This is a genomic window from Micromonospora sp. NPDC049900, from assembly GCF_044461025.1.
Taxonomy (GTDB): Bacteria; Actinomycetota; Actinomycetes; order Mycobacteriales; family Micromonosporaceae; genus Micromonospora.
On the sequence record NZ_JBITKM010000002.1, the window covers coordinates 188,880 to 204,239 of the forward strand.

14 protein-coding genes and 1 riboswitch are annotated in these 15,360 nt (G+C 72.9%); of the genes, 5 read left to right on the forward strand and 9 right to left on the reverse strand.

What is annotated here, in order from left to right; translation table 11 throughout:
- The first annotated feature begins 134 nt into the window (after nucleotides 1-134).
- Together ACIBMZ_RS05375 and ACIBMZ_RS05380 are read left to right on the forward strand one after the other, a co-directional pair.
- Nucleotides 135-1,640 carry a D-ribitol-5-phosphate cytidylyltransferase gene (locus tag ACIBMZ_RS05375; protein ID WP_396691322.1) on the forward strand — a complete coding sequence of 502 codons (1,506 nt, stop codon included), beginning with the start codon at nucleotides 135-137 and terminating at the stop codon, nucleotides 1,638-1,640.
- Nucleotides 1,641-1,673: 33 nt separating this feature from the next.
- Nucleotides 1,674-3,371, forward strand: coding sequence for a CDP-glycerol glycerophosphotransferase family protein (locus ACIBMZ_RS05380; RefSeq protein ID WP_396691324.1), 1,698 nt, complete (start codon nucleotides 1,674-1,676; stop codon nucleotides 3,369-3,371).
- Nucleotides 3,372-3,378: 7 nt separating this feature from the next.
- On the opposite strand, the gene ACIBMZ_RS05385 is transcribed toward ACIBMZ_RS05380, so the two are convergent.
- The 5 genes from ACIBMZ_RS05385 to ACIBMZ_RS05405 all read right to left on the reverse strand — a co-directional run bounded on the left by ACIBMZ_RS05385 (nucleotide 3,379) and on the right by ACIBMZ_RS05405 (nucleotide 8,402).
- Nucleotides 3,379-4,113, reverse strand: a complete 735-nt coding sequence (locus tag ACIBMZ_RS05385) for an alpha/beta fold hydrolase (RefSeq protein WP_396691326.1) — start codon at nucleotides 4,111-4,113, stop codon at nucleotides 3,379-3,381.
- An 86-nt stretch (nucleotides 4,114-4,199) separates the two neighbouring features.
- A complete protein-coding gene (locus ACIBMZ_RS05390; protein ID WP_396691328.1) occupies nucleotides 4,200-5,063 on the reverse strand; it encodes a C39 family peptidase in 864 nt (287 codons plus the stop codon).
- A gap of 219 nt (nucleotides 5,064-5,282) precedes the next feature.
- A riboswitch (cyclic di-AMP (ydaO/yuaA leader) is annotated at nucleotides 5,283-5,424 on the reverse strand.
- A gap of 303 nt (nucleotides 5,425-5,727) precedes the next feature.
- Nucleotides 5,728-6,480 (reverse strand): hypothetical protein, encoded by a 753-nt coding sequence (locus ACIBMZ_RS05395; protein ID WP_396691330.1) that lies wholly within the window; start codon nucleotides 6,478-6,480, stop codon nucleotides 5,728-5,730.
- A 175-nt stretch (nucleotides 6,481-6,655) separates the two neighbouring features.
- The gene (locus ACIBMZ_RS05400; protein ID WP_396691331.1) at nucleotides 6,656-7,057 is read right to left on the reverse strand and encodes a hypothetical protein; all 402 of its coding nucleotides are present in this window, start codon (nucleotides 7,055-7,057) and stop codon (nucleotides 6,656-6,658) included.
- A 124-nt stretch (nucleotides 7,058-7,181) separates the two neighbouring features.
- On the reverse strand, nucleotides 7,182-8,402 hold the full coding sequence (locus tag ACIBMZ_RS05405; RefSeq protein ID WP_396691333.1) for an acyltransferase family protein: 1,221 nt from the start codon (nucleotides 8,400-8,402) through the stop codon (nucleotides 7,182-7,184).
- A 197-nt stretch (nucleotides 8,403-8,599) separates the two neighbouring features.
- Between ACIBMZ_RS05405 and ACIBMZ_RS05410 the strand changes: the two genes are divergently transcribed.
- The 3 genes from ACIBMZ_RS05410 (at nucleotide 8,600) to pseI (ending at nucleotide 12,233) form a co-directional block, all read left to right on the forward strand.
- On the forward strand, nucleotides 8,600-9,931 hold the full coding sequence (locus ACIBMZ_RS05410; RefSeq protein ID WP_396691334.1) for a polysaccharide pyruvyl transferase family protein: 1,332 nt from the start codon (nucleotides 8,600-8,602) through the stop codon (nucleotides 9,929-9,931).
- An 89-nt stretch (nucleotides 9,932-10,020) separates the two neighbouring features.
- Nucleotides 10,021-11,187, forward strand: a complete 1,167-nt coding sequence (locus ACIBMZ_RS05415) for a glycosyltransferase family 2 protein (RefSeq protein WP_396691336.1) — start codon at nucleotides 10,021-10,023, stop codon at nucleotides 11,185-11,187.
- Nucleotides 11,184-12,233 carry a pseudaminic acid synthase gene (pseI, locus tag ACIBMZ_RS05420; protein ID WP_396691338.1) on the forward strand — a complete coding sequence of 350 codons (1,050 nt, stop codon included), beginning with the start codon at nucleotides 11,184-11,186 and terminating at the stop codon, nucleotides 12,231-12,233. Before ACIBMZ_RS05415 ends, pseI begins: the two co-directional genes overlap by 4 nt.
- Before the next feature lie 270 nt (nucleotides 12,234-12,503).
- Here the strand turns inward: pseI and ACIBMZ_RS05425 are convergent, their stop codons facing one another.
- From ACIBMZ_RS05425 to ACIBMZ_RS05440, 4 genes are read right to left on the reverse strand one after another with little or no spacing between them, the layout of a single operon-like run.
- Nucleotides 12,504-13,031, reverse strand: coding sequence for a hypothetical protein (locus ACIBMZ_RS05425; RefSeq protein ID WP_396691339.1), 528 nt, complete (start codon nucleotides 13,029-13,031; stop codon nucleotides 12,504-12,506).
- Between the two features lie 49 nt (nucleotides 13,032-13,080).
- Nucleotides 13,081-13,830, reverse strand: a complete 750-nt coding sequence (locus ACIBMZ_RS05430) for an SDR family NAD(P)-dependent oxidoreductase (RefSeq protein ID WP_396691340.1) — start codon at nucleotides 13,828-13,830, stop codon at nucleotides 13,081-13,083.
- Nucleotides 13,823-15,064, reverse strand: coding sequence for an AMP-binding protein (locus tag ACIBMZ_RS05435; RefSeq protein WP_396691342.1), 1,242 nt, complete (start codon nucleotides 15,062-15,064; stop codon nucleotides 13,823-13,825). Before ACIBMZ_RS05435 ends, ACIBMZ_RS05430 begins: the two co-directional genes overlap by 8 nt.
- 41 nt (nucleotides 15,065-15,105) lie before the next feature.
- Nucleotides 15,106-15,357 (reverse strand): acyl carrier protein, encoded by a 252-nt coding sequence (locus ACIBMZ_RS05440; protein WP_396691345.1) that lies wholly within the window; start codon nucleotides 15,355-15,357, stop codon nucleotides 15,106-15,108.
- Nucleotides 15,358-15,360: the final 3 nt, after the last annotated feature.

Sequence of the window (15,360 nt, forward strand, 5' to 3'; positions counted from 1 at the left end):
GTCGCGCGGACCGCGTCGGCCCGTTGGGGTGACGCGGTCCGCGCGTTAAGGTTCAACGCGTCGCCGGGGCCGGCGACAACCCCCCACCCACACCACCTCACCGAACCATGTACCCCCGAGAGCGAGGACCGGCAATGACGCAGGACCAGACCACCGACCCGGGCAGCCGGCCGGAGAGCCCGGCACCGTGGCGACCCTCGCGGACGGTGGCCGTGGTGCTGGCCGGCGGCACCGGCACCCGGCTGGGCCTCGGCATCCCCAAGCAGCTCCTCAAGATCGCCGGTAAGCCGATCATCGAGCACACCCTGGCCGTCTTCGAGGCCGCGCCGGAGATCGACGAGATCATCGTGCTGATGGCCACCGGGCACGTCGACGAGGCGCAGCGGATCGTCGACAAGGCCGGCTTCCGCAAGGTCACCAAGGTGATCGAGGGCGGCGACACCCGCAACGCCACCACCCGGGTCGCGTTGGACGCCGTCGGCGAGGCCGACTGCAACATCCTCTTCCACGACGCGGTACGGCCCCTGCTCAGCGGCCGGATCGTCCGGGAGTGCGTGAACGCCCTCTGGACGTACGCGGCGGTCGACGTGGCCATCCCGTCGGCCGACACGATCATCCAGGTCGACGAGGACGAGTGCATCACCGACATCCCGGTCCGCGCGACGCTGCGTCGGGGCCAGACGCCGCAGGCGTTCCGGTCGAGCACCATCCGGGAGGCGTACCGGCGGGCCGCGGGCGACCCGAACTTCGCCGCCACCGACGACTGCGGCGTGGTTCTGCGCTACCTGCCCGAGGTGCCGATCAAGGTGATCGACGGCTCGGACGAGAACATCAAGGTCACCCACCCGGTCGACGTGCACCTGGCGGACAAGCTGTTCCAGCTCGCCGCCGCAAAGGTGCCCCGGCTGACCGACCACCGGGCGTACAGCGAGGAGGTCACCGGCCGCACCATCGTCGTCTTCGGCGGCAGCTACGGCATCGGCCACGACCTCACCGAGCTGGCCCGCCGGCACGGTGCCCAGGTCTTCCCGTTCAGCCGCTCCAGCACCGGCACGCACGTGGAGCGGCCGGAGGACGTCGAGGCCGCGCTGCGGGCCGCCTTCGAGGCCACCGGACGGATCGACCACGTCGTGGTCACCGCCGGGATCCTGGAGAAGGGCGCGCTGGCCGAGATGGACCAGGAGACCATCGACCGGGTGCTCCAGGTCAACTTCGTCGGCCCGGTGACCGTCGCCCGGCAGTCCCTGCCCTACCTCCAGCAGACCAAGGGCCAGCTCCTGCTCTACACCTCCAGCTCGTACACCCGGGGACGGGCCGACTACGCGCTCTACTCGGCCACCAAGGCGGCGCTGGTCAACCTGACCCAGGCGCTCTCCGACGAGTGGGCCGAGTTCGGCGTACGGGTCAACATCATCAACCCGGAGCGGACCGCCACCCCGATGCGGACCAAGGCGTTCGGCGCGGAGCCCGAGAACACCCTGCTCGCCGCCGAGACCGTCGCCCAGGCCTCGCTGGACGTGCTGATCTCGGAGCTCACCGGTCAGGTGATCGACGTACGCCGGCCGCCCGGCGAGGCGTCGACGCCCGCCCCGGTACCCACCCAGGCCGACGCGCCCAGCAGCGGCACCCGCGTCGGCTGACCCACCGACGACGAGCACGAAGGCAGCGCCGAGATGCGTGGTGACCTGGTCACGAAGTTGGCCGCCCGGGGCCTGGCCACCGGCGGGGCGGTCCTGGCGTTCCTGGTGCTCGCGCTCACCGGCGCGACCACCTGGGGGCTCGGGCTGGCGGTGGCCGCGCTCGCCGCGACGGTCTGGGAGCGCCGGGTGCGGCCCGGCGCCGACAGCGTCGCGGAGACCGCCCTGCTCGCCGCCGGGATCCTGGTCGGCTACGCCCGGCAGCTCGACGGCGGTTTCGACCCGTTCCTGATGGTCGCCGCCCTCGTGCTGCTCGGGCTGGTGCTGGTCACCGGGCCGTTGCGGGCCGCCAGCAACCTGGAGATCCGCGCCGCCAACCTGCCGGTACGCACCTGGGTGCCGCAGGTCGCCGCCCGAGGAGACGACGCGGTGGCGGGGCTGCTCGCCGCGCTGGCCGTGGCGGCCCTGGCCGGACTGCCCGCCGTGGTGGCCCTGCTGATCTGCCTGCCGGTCGGCGTCGCCGTCGCCGTGGTCGTCCTCGACCTGGCTCGCCGCCGGTTCCGGCCGGCGGCCGGCGGGTCGGCGGTCACCCGGGCGCTGCGTCGCCACCAGCCGGAGTTCGTGCTGCACTTCTCCGCCCCGCCCGGGTCGGAGTACCAGGTCACCATGTGGCTGCCGTACCTCGAACGGATCGGTCGGCCGTTCGTGGTGATGCTGCGGGAACCGGAGTTCCTGCCCGCCGTGGCGGCGGCCACCACCGCCCCGGTGGTCTACTGCCCGACGCTGCGCACCATGGACGAGGTGCTGGTGCCGAGTCTGCGGGTGGCGTTCTACGTCAACCACGGCGCGAAGAACAGCCACTGCATCCGGTTCACCCAGCTCACCCACGTCCAGCTACACCACGGCGACAGCGACAAGGCCCCCAGCGCCAACCCGGTGTCGGCGATCTTCGACCGGATCTTCGTGGCCGGCGAGGCGGCCATCGACCGGTACGCCCGGGCCGGAGTGGAGATCCCGGCCGAGAAGTTCGTGGTGGTGGGTCGCCCGCAGGTCGAGACGATCGAGGTACGCCACCAGCCGACGCGCGCACTGGCGAACCCCACGGTCCTCTACACCCCCACCTGGACCGGCCACCACGCCGACGCCGACTACTGCTCGCTGCCGATGGCCGAGACGCTGCTGCGGCGGCTGCTCGACCGGGGCGCCACGGTGATCCTGCGGGCCCACCCCTACACCAACCAGCACCCGGCCTCGGCCCGGCGCCTGGCCCGGCTGCACGAACTGCTCGCCGCCGACCGCTCCCGCACCGGCCGCCAGCACGTCTTCGGCGCCGCCGCCGGTCGGCTCACCCTGGCCGAGTCGGTGAACCGGGCGGACGCGTTGATCTCCGACGTCTCCGGGGTGGTCTCCGACTGGCTGTACTCGGGCAAGCCCTACACGGTCACCGACACCGGCGCCGACGGTGACCGGTTCGTCGAGCGGTTCCCCCTCGCCGCCACCGGCTACGTGCTGCGGCGGGACATGTCCGACCTGGACGACGTGCTGACCCGGCTGCTCGACACCGATCCGCTCGCCGAGGCGCGCTGGGCGACCCGGCGACGCTACCTGGGCGACTTCCCCGCCGAGACGTACGCCGAGGCGTTCCTGGCGGCCGCCCGACGGGAGCTGGACCCGGCCTGGAGTGCCCCGGCACCGCGTACCACGACCGACGCCGCGCTGCCCAGCGCCACCTGAGCGGTCCTCAGCGCCAGGGGTCGAGCAACGCCAGCACCGCCGCGGGGTCCTCGACGTGGGCGTTGTGCCCGAGACCGGGCAGCGTGACCACGGGCACGTCGTACGCCCGGAGTTGGGCGTCGGTGACCATCGCGTCGTGTTCGCCCCGGGCCAGCAGGACCGGTACGTCGATCGCCGCCAGCAGGGCGGCCAGGTCGGGTTCGCCGACGGCGAAGGCGGCCGGGTCCATGGCCAGCCGCCACCGCCCGTCCACCTGCCGCAGCCCGGCGTCCACCGCCGGTCGCTCCGGGCTGAGCAGCCCGGTCAGGCCGGACACACGCAGATGCCGCCGGGCCGCCTCGTCACGGGTGGTGAACCAGGTGACCGGCCGGGCGGCGAGATCGGCGGCGCGGGCCAGCTCCGCCGGGGACCACACCGCCTTGATGCCGAGGCCCACCACCGCGTCGACCGGCACGCCCCGATCGGCGGCGGCCAGCGCCAGCCCGACCACCCCGCCGAGCGAGTGTCCCAGTACGACGATCCGGTCGTCCGGGGCGAGGCTCTCCGCGACCCGGTCGGCGAGGGCGGTGAACGAGTACTCCGGCAGCGGCGACGCGCCGCCGTGACCGGCCAGGTCCGGGGCGGACCAACGGCCCGGCCACCGTTGTTCCAGCAGCGGCGCCCAGGGCAGCCACACGTCGCCGGTGGCACCCATCCCGTGCAGCAGCACCAGCACCGCCCGGCCGCCCGACTCCTCGCTCATGCGCGAAGTCTGCCACCCCGGACCCGGATGTAAGGAAGGGTCCCCTGCTATGCACCAGGCGATAGCAGGGGACCCTTCCTTACATCTCAGGAGGAGTAGCCGCGGGTCGCGGCCCAGTGGGCGAGGTCGATGGTGGTCATCCAGTACGAGTAGTACGAGGCGTCGGCCGAGTCGGCGATCTTGACCAGGCGACCGTCGTCCTCGTAGCCCACCACGGCGACGTAGTGGCCACCGGGGAAGGAGTGCCAGCCGCCGTCGGTGTCGGTGGCACTGCCGGCCACGTTCACCACGACACCGCGCCCGTCGGTGATCGCCTCCACCACGTCGGCCTGGAGCTGGTCCATCTGGGCCGGGGTGGCCGAACCGCCCCGCAGCATCGTGGTCGAGTACGGCTCGCCCTTGACGGTGGCGTTGAGCACCCGGGTGGTGTCCAGGGCCGAGTTGGTGCCGGCGTACGTGGTGCCGAGCTGCGCGGCCAGGGTGTCCTGGTCACGGTCGACACCGGCGGCGCTGAGCGCGTTGCGTACCGCGGCCGGACCGCAGTAGTAGCCGGTGGTCTGGGCCTGGAAGTCGTAGTCCAGGACCTTCCGGGCCGGCGGCTTCGGTGCGGCCTTCGCACTGCTGGCCACCGGCGAGGGGGCCGCCGAGGTGGTCTTCGGCGAGGGCGACGGCGACGGGGCGGCGCTGCTCGGGGCCGCGCTGCTGGGCGAGGTCGACGGGGTCGACTCCACCCGGGTGTCGGCGCGGGAGACCGCGGTGTCGCCACGCAACTCGGCGACGGCGGTCGTGGTGTGCGCGGTGGCCGGGGCGTCGGAGGTGTCGACGAGTACGGCACCGGCAGCGGTGGCCAGCGCCAGCGCGGCCGCCGAGGCGGCGACGACCTGGTAGGGGCGTTCGGTGGCCAGCCGACGTAGCTGGCGCGTGACGGTCTGCTTCACGGAGTCCTCCACGGGGGCTCAGGGAGGCACGGCGAACCGCTCCGGCGGTCAGCTCGACAGGACCTGTCGAGGACCACCCGAGTACGGGGACGACCGTGCGAGGGGCTGCGCCCGGGCTAGCGGGCGGGGGCGGTGGCCGCAGTCAGCTCGTGGCCGACGGCCCGGCGAGCGCGGGCACCGCGGTGCCGTGGAGGAACAAGGGGGGTACGACGAGGGGCTGCACGAGTGGAAAGCTCCTTCCGACACCGCCGACCGGGTTAGCTGACGGGTTCGGGCGGGAAGACGGCCCTACCGTGAGCCGAGGCTCGCGGATTCACCCCAGTGGTGCGGTGGGTCCCCGGTTCGTGAGACCACGATTAGGCGGGTCGATGCGGCGTCGCCTCCTGCGATCGGGTACCGCATCGGACGGGCCGACACTACTGGTCGGTCACTGCCCTGCCAACCCGCCCTGACCTGCGTAAACATGATCCAGATCGATAATTTTCGGGCGTTCGGTCATCGATGTCGCGCAACGGGACCGATGGCGATCGACGCAACGGGCGGTGACAAGGGGACCACCCGCAGACAATGTCTCCGGGCTTCGCGTCCCGTCTCGGTCGGATCCGGCTCCGGTGTCCGTTCCGGCGGAAGGTGTGACCGGGCTCACCCGATCCGGCCGGACTATCCGGCCGACGGTTCATCCCACGCGCGCCGGACGCCACCGCAGGACCGCCGCCGCCGGACGCGCGACGGTGGTGACGGCGGGCGCCGGGAGCGGATTCGGCCGCAGGCGCTGCGCGGCGGCGTACGCCTCGGCGGAGAGCACCCGGGCCGCTTCGCCGGCCAACTCGGCCTCCCGCCAGGCGGCCCGTTCCCGCTCGGCGGCGGCCCGGTACGCGGCCCGGTGGTTGTCCCGGACGACGCGGGCCAGGACGACCTCCTGGTCGACCTGGTGCAGTCGCGCGTCCCAGCCGGCCCGACGGGCCAGCACGTCGGTGAGCTGCCGCGCCGACAGGTCACCGCGCCAGTGCGCCTTCATCGCGGCGTGGTGCAGCCAGCGCTCCCGGGCGGCGTACTCACTGGCGGTGCGCGGGGTGCGGGGCGCGGGTAGCGCGGTGACCCCGGCGAGCCGCCGGGCCCGGCTCTCCGCCTCGTCGTAGGAGGCCCAGGACCGGTCGAGGGCGGTCTGAGCGGTGTGCCACGCCTCCCGACGCCGTGCCGCGTTCTGCGCGGCCCCGGCGGCGGCCACGGCCACCTCACCGGCGTAGCGGCGCAGGTCGGCCGCCTCGGCCTCGGCGGGGTCGTCGACCGGGCCGGTGTCGTCGCCGGTCGATTCGGGCCGGGCGACCATGGCGGTGAGCACGCCCAGCGCGAGCACGAGCAGCACCGACCAGATGGCGGCGGCCCGGGGCACCTCGATCAGGAACTGGTAGAGGACGGTCTTCTCCATGGCGGGACCTCGTGGGCTGTGGTGCGCTGACAGCGGGCCGCCGGACCCGGTCGCCGGTGGCGGGTGCCACGGGCCGGGCGGGGCGGTGGGGACGCATCGCGGGGGCAGTGGTCCCGGGAACACCGGGACGGGCTGCGGCGGAGTCGGTCGACGCGCCGCAGCGGGACGCGAGTGGTCAGGCGCCGGGTGGGGCGCGAGCACCGTGGGCGCCCGGTGGGACCACCGTCGGGGGCGGTGCCGCCGGACCCGCCACCGCCGTCACGGCGGGCCGGTACGCCTCCGGGCGGGCCTCGGACAGCAGCCCGGGCACGCCGGCCGGGTCGGCGTGGTCGACGGCCACAGTGGCGTCCGGCGTGATCACCTCGCCGGGCGACGTGGCGTGCCAGCCGGTGTGGGGCGCCTGCGCGAGGAGGGCGGCCGAGGCGAGCCCGTCGGCGGGGTGCCCGGCGGGGGCACCCGGAGCGGAGGTCGCCCAGGCGCCGAGGGTGAAGGCGGCGGCGACCGCGAACCCGGTCAGTAGCCGGGTCGCCCAGCGCGCCAGCCACCACAGGGGACGGGTGGGCGCGACGGGAGGCACGTCGTCAGGCTACCGCCAGCACCCTCCCACCGCATCGACCACGGGCGTGTCGGGTCGGCGACGCGCCGTCGGCGACACACGAAACAGCAGGTCACTGCGGTGACGAGCAGCCTCCACGGTGGACTCAGCGAGACGGGTCGTGGCGTGCGGTGGTGTGCGGCTCGTCCTCCGGCACGCGCTGCCTCGGCAGCCCGGCGGGCGGGCCGTCGGCCCCGGCGGAGGTGTCCACGGACGGCCTGGCGGAGGCCGTACGGCTCGGGGCCAACCGCCGCATCATCGGCTGCTCCACGTAGCGGTGCAGCAACGCGGCCATCGCCAGGGTGAGCAGCAGGAACCCGATCACCGCCGGCACTCCCCACCAGCCGGGCAGGCCGGTGCCCCAGTCTCCGGTGAGCCGCAGGATCGTCATGATCACGAAGACGTGCACCAGATAGAAGGCGAACGAGACCTCGCCCAGCCAGACCATCAAACGAGAGCGTAGCGGCGACCGACGGCCGTGCACGTCGGCGTCCGCCGCCGCCGCGATCACCAGGACGTACGCCACGGACAGCAGCGCCGCCCACAGCTCGGCCCGGATCCACTGCGAGGCCGCCACCCAGGTCGCGACGAAGATCACGGTGGCCAGCGGCAGCCGTGGGCCGCGCCAGCGACCGCGCAGCATCAGCTCGGCGGCGGCCACGCCCATCCAGAACTCCAGCGACCGCACCAGCGGGAAGATCTGGGCGAACCACCAGCGGCTCTGCTCCGGCACCAGCAACTGGCCGGGCCAGAGCGCCAGGATGAGCAGTGGCATGGCGATCACCACGGTCCACAGCATCCACGGCCTGGCCCGGCGGACCAGCGGCAACGCCAGCGGCAGGCAGAGATAGAAGAACAGCTCGCAGGAGAGCGACCAGCTCACGTTGTTGACGCTGTAGAAGTAGCCCGGTCGCGGGTCCCACGCCTGGAGCAGGAACAGGTTCTCCAGCGCGGCGACCGGGTTGATCGGGTCGGCGAACCAGAGCGCCGCGAGCATCGCCAGCGCCCACATCACCAGGTGGTTCGGATAGATCTTGGCGATCCGTCGACGCCAGAACCGACGGCGGGAGTCGCCCACCCGGGCCGACCAGACCAGCACGAAGCCGCTGAGGATGAAGAAGAACTGCACCCCGGACAGGCCCAGGGTGAAGATCTCGCTGACCACCGCCTGGTGGCCGGGCTCGGCGATGATGCGCATGGTGCCGGCGTGGAAACCGAAGACCAGCAGCGCGGCGATCCACCGTAATCCGGTCAACGAGGGCAATCGGCTGGCGTCACCGCGTCGGGTGGTGGAGGGCGGCCTATCGACGACGGTGGTGCTGGTCATTCCGGGCACCATACCGGTGTGGGCACTCCCCCTCGAACCGGGCATCCGGGGGCGGAAGTGGCTCAGGTGTCAACTGGTCCTCCGGTGGCCTACTATTCCCGGGACTTGGATGAGCACCCACCCCGCCATCCGGCCCGGTGGTGCGCTGGGCAGTGCCGAGGCGGGGGCCGGCACACCGACGAGAGGCAGAGTCAGCGATGCACCAGCGGATCCTGATGCGGGCCCGGAAGGGTCCCTTCGACGTCAACTCGCCCGAGGAGACGTTCGAACGGAACCTGATCGGTGAGAACGCGGGCAACCTGGTCTTCAGTCACGCCGCGAACAAGCTGCTGGCCACCCGTGCCGCCACCATCACGCCCAACGGCTTCACCGTCAACATGCGTGACAGCGACCGGATCAACGAGGAGTACGACGTCTTCGTGGTCCCGCTGGCGAACGCGTTCCGGCGCAGCTACGCCCACCGGCTCGACGCGATGAGCCGGCTGATCGAGCGGTTGAAGATCCCGGTCGTGGTGCTCGGGGTGGGCGTGCAGACGAACGTCGACGGCGACCGGGAGTACCTGCGGCCGATCGACGACCAGGTGAGCCGCTTCTGCCGGGCCGTCCTCGACCGTTCGCCGAGCATCGGCGTCCGGGGCGAGATCACCGCCGACTACCTGCGGACGATCGGCTTCTCCAACGTCGACGTGATCGGCTGCCCGTCGATGTTCCTGCACGGCGACACCCTGCCGGTGGACAAGCGCAAGACCTTCATCGGCCCGTACGACAAGATCGCGCTGACCGTCTCACCGTACGTGAAGTCGATGGCGAAGATCATCAAGACGCACCACCAGCGCTACGAGAACCTGCGCTACATCCCGCAGGACCTCAAGACGCTGGGCACCCTGCTCTTCGGCGACGCTCCCGAGGACCGGGGCAAGACCAGCGAGATCCCGATCCACACCACGCACCCGCTGTTCACCGAGGACAAGGTGCGGATGTTCGTCGACCCGTGGACGTGGATCGACTACCTCTCCGGGTTCGACTTCAACTTCGGCACCCGCATCCACGGCACCATCGTCTCGCTGCTCGCCGGCACGCCGGGCTTCCTCTTCGCACACGACTCGCGCACCCTGGAGCTGGCCCGCTACTTCGAGATCCCGCACCGGGTGATGCGCGACGTACCGGCCGACGTGGACGCCGCCCAGCTCTACGACGAGGCCGACTACTCGGGCATGGTCAACGGCCACAAGCAGCGGTACGAGACGATGCTCCAGTTCCTGGCCAAGCACAACCTGGGCAACTCCTTCGCCGACGCCGACAGCGCGGCGGTGTTCGACGCCACCCGGCAGGCGACCGCCTTCCCGCCGGCCGTTCGTCCGGCGTTGGCCACCTCCCCCGAGGTGCTCGTCAAGCGCATCGAGTGGCTTCGTGACCAGGAGGCCGTACTCCGCGAGCAGGCGTCGCAGGCGATGCCTCGGCCGGAGCGGATCCGCACCCGGATCAAGAAGGCCGTCCCCGGCTCGGTGCGCCGCATGCTCAACCGTTAACCCGACGCTGTTCGGCTGTTCAAACACTCCACCACCGTCGGCCACGTCGGGTTCCAGGGCCGTCCATCCGCGCCGTCGAAGGTTGCGGCGTGGTCATTGCGCCGACGCACGCGCCGCTGTTGAGCATCGTGGTACCCGTCTACGACGTCGAGGCGTACCTGCGACAGTGCCTCGACTCGATCCGTGGCGACGTCCCGGCCGACCGGGCCGCGGAGGTGGAACTGGTCGCGGTGGACGACGCCTCGCCGGACGGGTGCGGCGACCTGCTGCGCGCGTACGCGGCCGAGCATCCGGGCGTACGCGTGCGGCACCTGAGCACCAACGTCGGCCTCGGCCCGGCCCGCAACGCCGGGCTGGACGTGGCCACCGGCCGGTACGTGTGGTTCGTCGACAGTGACGACTGGCTGCCGCCGGGCACGATCCCGGCGGTGCTGGACCGGCTGCGGGCGGACCGCCCCGACGCGATGATGATCGACCACCTGCGGGTGCACGACTGTGGCCGCCAGGAGGTGGACCCCAGCAGCCGGTTGCTGCGGGACACCCCCGGCGTGCTGCGGCTGGCCGACCGGCCCCGGCTGCTGCGGGTGCAGCACACCGCCTGGAACAAGGTGGTCCGCCGCGAGTTCCTGGCCGCGCTGCGGCTGCGCTTCCACCCCGGCTGGTACGAGGACATCCCGTTCAGCCACCCGCTGCTGATCGGCGCGGAGCGCATCTCGGTGCTGGACCGGGTCTGCTACCTCTACCGCCAGGGCCGGCAGGGCGCCATCACCTCGACCCGCAGCGGTCGGCACTTCGACGCCTTCGACCAGTACGACCGGCTCTTCGCCTGGCGGCAGGAGCGGTTTCCGGACGGGCGCTGGCACAGCGAGCTGTTCGACCTGATGGTGAACCATTTCCTGGTGGTGGTGGGCAACGACGACCGACTGCACCCGCACCTGCGGCGCGACTTCTTCCGGCGGGTCGCCGAGCACTACCGCCGGTACCTACCGGAGCGCGGGTACCCCCGCCCCGGCGGGGTGGCCGGGTTCAAACACCGCCTCGTCGGCCGGGACAGCTACCTGGCGTACGCCGCGCTGCGCCGGGCCCACCGGCTGGCCACCCGGTTGCGTGCTGCGGCGCCCGCCGCCCCGGCCACGCCCACCGCACCGACCCCGACCGCCGCGGCGTCCGCCGCGTCCCCGGCCCCGCCCGACGGCACGCCGGACCCCACACCGCCCCGCGCGCTGGTGCGGAGCCGCCAGAACGGATCACGATGACCACCTTGAAGATCGGCCCGCACCTGGTCGGCGCCGGAGAGCGCCCCATCGTGGTGGCCGAGATGTCCGGCAACCACAACGGTGACCTGGACCGGGCACTCTCGATCGTGGACGCGGTCGCGGCGACCGGCGCGCACGCGCTCAAGCTCCAGACGTACCGACCCGACACGATCACCATCGACGTGGACACCCCGGCGTTCCGCATCTCCGGCGGGCACGAGCTGTGGGGCGGGCAGAACCTCTACCGGCTCTACGAGCGGGCACACACCCCGTACGAGTGGCACCGGCCGATCTTCGAGCGGGCGCGCGAGCACGGCCTGACGGTCTTCTCCTCCTCCTTCGACCCCTCGGCCGTGGAGCTGCTGGAGGAGTTGGACGCCCCCGCGTACAAGATCGCCTCGTCGGAGCTGGTCGACCTGCCGCTGATCCGGCTCGTCGCGGCCACCGGCAAGCCGATGGTCATCTCCACCGGTATGGCCACGCTGGCCGAGATCGACGCCGCGGTCCGCACCGCCCGCGACGGTGGTGCCGGTGGGATCGTGCTGCTGGCCTGCACCGCCTCGTACCCGGCGCCGCCCGCCGACAGCAACCTGCGCCGCATTCCGGTGCTGGCCGAGGCGTTCGGGGTGCCCGTCGGTCTCTCCGACCACACGCCCGGCATCGGCGTGCCCCTCGCGTCGGTGGCGCTCGGGGCCTGCTTCGTCGAGAAGCACGTCACGCTGGACCGCGCCGACGGCGGCGTGGACTCCGACTTCTCCCTCGACCCGTCCGAGCTGGCCGCGCTGGTGGTCGAGTCGGAGCGGGCGTACGCGGCACTCGGCGGCACCGCCGTCGGCCCCACCCCCGCCGAGCGGGAGGGCCTACGGTTCCGCCGCTCGCTCTACGTGGTGGCCGACGTACGCGCCGGGGACGAGGTCACGGCGGCCACCGTACGCTCGATCCGGCCCACCGGCGGACTGCACCCGGTGGAGATCGACCGGGTCCTCGGTCGCCGCTTCACCACCGACGTCGCCCGGGGCACGCCGCTGAGCTGGGACCTGATCTGACAGTCGGCCGTCACCGTTCGGCACCCGGCTCGGCCGTTGCAGCGTCCCGCACCACGCCCCACCCACGGCCGGCCCGCACCACGGCTGGCCCGCACCACGCGCGGCGCCCGGCGGCCCGCACCACGCAGGGTGGGTAGATCTGTTGTCGCTGGGGCGACAGCAGATCTACCCACCCCGGAGCGATGGCGGGCGACATGCCGCGACCCGGCAGGCCGCCTGGACTCGATCGGATGGGGCGAGGCGGTCGCAGGCGTCGACGGCACGGACGGTTCAGCTCGAAAGGCCCAAGCCGGGAGACGGCAAGCCCAAGCCGGGAGACGGCAAGCCCAAGCCGGGAGACGGCAAGCCCAAGCCGGGAGACGGCAGGCCCGGGGTGACGGCGAAGGCGACGGTGACGACCAGGTCGGCCAGTGCAGCCCGGTCCGCCGAGCCGGCCTCGTCGGCGAAGCCCGAGGGGCTGAGGACCAGGGTGCGCCACAGCCGGACGGTGCCGGTCGGCATGTTCAGGCCGTACCGTCGCCACACGGCGACCATCGGCACGTCAGCGAGCTTGGCCACGCACTCGGTGCGGGTCCACCGGGCCCAGAAGTCCGAGGTGCCGAAGCGGTGCGCCAGCATCGGCGGCACCTCGGCGGCGGCGTACTCGGCGTCGATCGCGACCCGCCAGCCCGGGATAGGCGGCGCGTACCAGCCGACGCAGCGTCCGTCGGCGAGATGGCTGCGGGTGACGGCGTCGCCCGAATCGGTCACCGACGCGACGCGTAGGTGTCGCGGCGCGGCGGCGAGGAGCGCGGCCACCGACGGTCCGCCCGCGCCGACGGCGACGCGGGCGGAGGAAGTGCCCGGATCAGATCGAGGCCGCACCGTCGACCGCGATGACCTGGCCGTTGATGTTGGTCTGGTCGCGCAGCAGCATCCGCACCACCGGTACCACCTCGTGCGGCTCGGTCAGACGACCGGTCGGGGTGCGGCGCACGATCTGGTCCAGTTGGGTCGGCCCGAGCACCGCCGACATCTCCGAGGCGAAGAAGCCCGGCGCAACGGCGTTGACCAGCACCCGGCCGCCCAGTTCCCGGGCCAGCGACCGGGTGGCGGCGTCCATCCCGCCCTTGGTGGCGGAGTACGCGACCAGGCCGGGGAAGCCGCGCTGCGCGCAGATCGAGGTGACGTTGACGATCCGCCCGCGCCGCCCCTGCGCCAGCATCCGCCGCACCGCGAGGCGGGTGAGCTGCAACGGCGCGGTCAGGTTGGTCTCGACGATCCGGGCGATGTCGGCGTCGGCGGTGTGCACGTGCAGCGAGTCCTGTCCGACCGCCGCGTTGTTGACCACGCCGTCGACCGGCCCGAGCCGGGCCTCCACCGCCCGGAGGAACGCCTGCGTGGCGGCCCGGTCGGTGAGGTCGACCGAGTCGGCGTGGACCCGGTCCGGATGGGTCTCGGCGAGCTTCGCCAGCTCCGGGGTGACGGTACGCGCGAAGGCGGCCACCCTCATCCCGGCGTCGAGCAGGTCGGTGACGATGGCGAGCCCCAGCCCCCGGGAGCCGCCGGAGACGAGGACCACGGTGGACGGTGGGACGGGAACGGGGGTGTCAGACATCGCTCTTCAGCGTCTCCTTGACGGGGATCTCGGCGCGCAACCGGATCCGGCGGGGCACGGCGTACTCGGGCAGCCGGTCGGTGCACCACCGCACCAACGCCGCCTCGTCGAGGTCTGGTCCGGTCGCGTCGGGCACCACCTCGGCGACGACCATATGGCCGAGCAGCGGGGCGCGTCGGCCGGTGACCCGGGCCCAGGCCACCCGGGGATGGGCGGTGAGCACGTCGCGGACCAGTCCGGCGGAGACCTTGCTGCCGCCCACGTTGATCTCGTCGGTGTCGAGCCGCCCGGTGATCAGCACCCGTCCGTCGACCACCTGCGCCCGGTCCCCGGTGCGGACCGGCCCGGCCAGACCGACCCCGTGGTACGGCGAGGTGACCACGAGTTCGGAGTCCCGCAGCCCGATCGTGGGGCGTCCGGGGGCGGCGCGGTCCAGCCACTCGACCGGGAACCCGGCCTGTCCGTCGTGCACCACGATCGCCGCGCCGACCTCGGAGGAGGCGTAGATCCAGGAGATCCGGGCGGCCGGGAAGACCTCCCGCAGCCGGTCCAGCACCGCCTGGTCGACCGGCTCCCCGCCGAGGGTGAGTTGACGCAGCGGCACCCGGGCCAGCGCCTCGGGGTCGCGGTGCAACGCCCGACGCCAGAAGGTGGGCGTACCGGAGGCGGCGTCCACACCGTGTGCGGCGGCCAGCGCCGGCCAGTCGTCGAGCTGCTCCGGCTCCACCAGCACCAGGTGTTGTCCGGGCTGGGTCAGCGCCAGCGTCACCACCTGCCACCAGGCGTACGTGCCGGGAGCGTACGGGCAGAGCCAGGTGCGGCCCGGTTGGGCGCCCCGGACGGTGGTCACCGACTCCAGTGTGTGCCCGACGCGCTTCGGTCGACCGGTGGTGCCGGAGGTCAGCAGCCAGAGCCGACCGGGCTCGGCCGGTCGGGGGCGGGTCGGCACGAGGACGACGGTCCCGTCCCCGCCCACGACGGCCTGGTCTCCGAACACCGTCGGATCGGCGGCGGTCAGGGCGAACCCGGCGGCCCGTAGCTCGTCCCGCAGCCCGGCGTCGACCCGCCCGGCCCCGGCGAGCAGCAGCTCGGTGCCGTGCACGGCGTGGTGCCGGGCGGCGGCGAGCGCGTCACGGGCGGAGTGCGCGAGCACCGCCACCGGGTCCGGCAGCCCCGGCTCGGGCAGGTCCCGCCAGGTCAGCACGCTGCCGCCGACCACCACGCGGTTGTCCACGCCGGCCGGGCACGACCCGAGGCGCGCGGGGACGCGGACGCTCACTGCCGCGCGAGGTCGGCGAGGAAGTCCAGCACGTCGCCGACGGTGGCGATGCGCCGCAACCCGGGGGCGTCGAAGTTCAACTCCTCCCCCATGACGTCCTCGACCCGCAGGGCCAGCTCGGAGAAGTCCAGCGACCGGAAACCGATCTCCCGCAGATCCGCCGCGTCGTCGTCCGGCAGCGCCTTGCCCTGGTTGGCCAGCACCTGCCCCATGAGGTCGCGAATCTGCGCGCGACTCAATTCCGTCATGCG